This window comes from Bacillus hominis (assembly GCF_018332515.1).
GTDB classification, from domain to species: Bacteria; Bacillota; Bacilli; order Bacillales; family Bacillaceae_G; genus Bacillus_A; species Bacillus_A hominis.
On record NZ_BOQD01000417.1, the window covers coordinates 1 to 2,493 of the forward strand.

General features: G+C 32.0%; 3 protein-coding genes. 2 read left to right on the forward strand and 1 reads right to left on the reverse strand.

Going from position 1 to position 2,493, the window contains the following annotated elements; translation table 11 throughout:
* On the forward strand, positions 1-995 hold a 995-nt coding region (locus KI356_RS25825), incomplete at its 5' end, for a tetratricopeptide repeat protein (protein ID WP_212936866.1).
* A gap of 217 nt (positions 996-1,212) precedes the next feature.
* Here the strand turns inward: KI356_RS25825 and KI356_RS25830 are convergent.
* Positions 1,213-1,800 (reverse strand): GNAT family N-acetyltransferase, encoded by a 588-nt coding sequence (locus tag KI356_RS25830; RefSeq protein WP_212936867.1) that lies wholly within the window; start codon positions 1,798-1,800, stop codon positions 1,213-1,215.
* A gap of 283 nt (positions 1,801-2,083) precedes the next feature.
* On the opposite strand from KI356_RS25830, the gene KI356_RS25835 reads away from it, so the two are divergent.
* Positions 2,084-2,452 carry a DUF3888 domain-containing protein gene (locus KI356_RS25835; protein ID WP_212936868.1) on the forward strand — a complete coding sequence of 123 codons (369 nt, stop codon included), beginning with the start codon at positions 2,084-2,086 and terminating at the stop codon, positions 2,450-2,452.
* Positions 2,453-2,493 lie beyond the last annotated feature (41 nt).

A 2,493-nucleotide genomic window follows, 5' to 3' on the forward strand; every position in this document is an offset into this window, starting at 1 on the left:
CATTAGAATTATATGTTCGTGAAGTGGATTCAATCCCTTTCTTATTAAAGGTATATGGTGTACTTATATACTATCATACCCGACAAAAAAACCTGTTATATGTGAAGTCGCTTGTAGATCAAGCTTCGCAAATGATACCAAGTCAGGTCGAAATGCAAGATTCTGAAGATTATATTTATTATTTGAAATCTCGAGGTTATTATTTTTATAATAAACAAGACTACATTGCTGCGCATGATATTTATGTGCAGGCTGAGAGTTTACTTGGAGTAGAAGAAACTGAACAACATGCTCATATATACTATAATTTATGTCATGTATATAAGGAGCTTTATAAAGATAAAAGTATTAGTCGTTTGTATGCCTTAAAAGCTTTCAATATATACAGAAAAAACGGTATGCAGAAAAACGTCATAAATGCACTTTTAATGCTTGCCGTATTGTATATTATGGATGAGTTATATGAAAAGGCACTTGAAATTTTACAGCAGGTAGAAAATAGTTTGGCTACTAATGGTGATTCAAAGTATTTACCTATCATTTCTTATGATTACGGGAAAATTTATCAAGGCTTGAAAGACTATACGAATGCCATTAAATACTATGAAGAAACTTTGGAGTTAAGTGAATTTTTATCGGAGAAAGATCAAAAGGTATATGCATTACGAAACATGATAGAGGTGTACATAGAACTTAAAGATTGGAAAAATGTTAATAAAGTTATGGATGAAGCATTTCATTTTTTATCGATTTATGATGTACCAATTGCATATGTCCAACTATATGGTTTGAAAGCTAAAGTATTCAAAATACGTGGAGATTATTATGAATACGAGAAAAATATGCAAAAAGTAATTGAAGTGGGAGTAGAAAAAAAGCAACATCGATTAGTTGCTGAATTATCCTATGAATTAGGTAACTTTTATAATGAAAATCGCTCTTATAAATTATCTGCGAAGTACTTTAAAATTTCAGCTGAAAATAAAATGAATTAAAACAGGGTTTCAGTAATATGTTTTCTTAGTTTATAAATTATTAGAGGTTATCCTAAAAATTACGTGTTTTAACGCTCTTAGGGAGACCCTTTTTTATCCCACATTAGCGGTTCTGTATGGGAAGGAATCACAAAATACGAATTTCGTATGTGAAGCAAAATAAAAACGCAAAAGCCAATGTCCTTATCGTATGGAAATTGGCTTTTGTTTATCTGTATTATAGAAACTGACCAACTGGAAAATCAAGATTAATAGTGGTATGGCGCAGCATTGATTTATGGGATTTCGCTTTCTTTGAAAACAAACGCATTAAAACAGCAACTTCTAATGATTCACTAGACAAAGTATTGTCATCTTCTCTGCCAATAAGTACTACATCAGGTATAACAGGCCAAGAACCAGCACGATTATAAAAGGGAGCTAAAGACGGTTTACACGTAAATATACCGAAATCTATATCGCTTTGTTTTTTGATCCATTCGGTAGCTGCAGCAACTGTTTGTAAACCTAAACCTTGACCATGATAATCTGGATCAGTCGCTACACAACTCAGTCCGGCTATATTAAATGATTGTCCATTATGATGGATAGTTTTGCGCACTACACCTGCATAGCTGACTAATTTTCCATCTATGTAGGAATAAAATGAACGTACATTAAATTCTTTAAGGTGAGTTTCTGGAATTATTTCCTCAGGCATGGGACCGAAGTCTGGCCAAACCCGCTGTAACATTACAGCAATTTCGTGTCTTAATGCATCAGATACTTGGTTATAGTCAGTCGATTGCACAATATGAGTTGTCATAAGTTATTTTCTCACTTTCTTCTATGTTTAAATTCATATATATATCGGTAAAAGTCAGCATCTTTAGATTGTTAGATTGGTATTTTTTTCGATTTGTTTGAAATATATTTAAAAATCAGTTCCAGTCATTCGAGCTAGCATAAATGTTATTAAAAAGATTGACTCGCAAGTAAAAGCTCTGATTTATTTGATGCTTAATAAGCTAAGAATAACATAAAAAGAATAGTCATTATTTTTTAGAGCATCCTAAAGTTTATCATCTAATAAGCCTGGAGTGAATCTCATGCTAAAGAGTAAACTATCCCTAATAATTTACTTAATTTTAATAATGGTCATATTTGCATCTCCGAAAGAAGGAAACGCAGCTAACATATCTGATAAAGATTTTTATGATTCCTATAACACTTTATTGGCTCCGTATGCAAGTCGAACGATTCAGAGCAAACTTGGACCTTCGCATCAGTATAGTTTAACTGATGCGAAGGTTATAAAAATTGACCGATCCCCAAAATACACTTTTAACTTCATTGTCGTTGCAAAGTATCGAACTTATACAAACGCTCATAACCCACCAAATCATATTGTAACAATTACTTATAACATTAATCCAAGTGGAGTGAAAGTTATAAACTTCAAACAAAAGAAAGAGTAAATAAACAGTGTAGTCTATACGAATTTAGAAATTCCCTAGAA

Bases quoted from the DNA above. Each gene is read 5' to 3' on its own strand.
- KI356_RS25830 (WP_212936867.1), bottom strand. From the start codon at position 1,800: ATGACAACTCATATTGTGCAATCGACTGACTATAACCAAGTATCTGAT.
- KI356_RS25835 (WP_212936868.1), top strand. From the start codon at position 2,084: ATGCTAAAGAGTAAACTATCCCTAATAATTTACTTAATTTTAATAATG.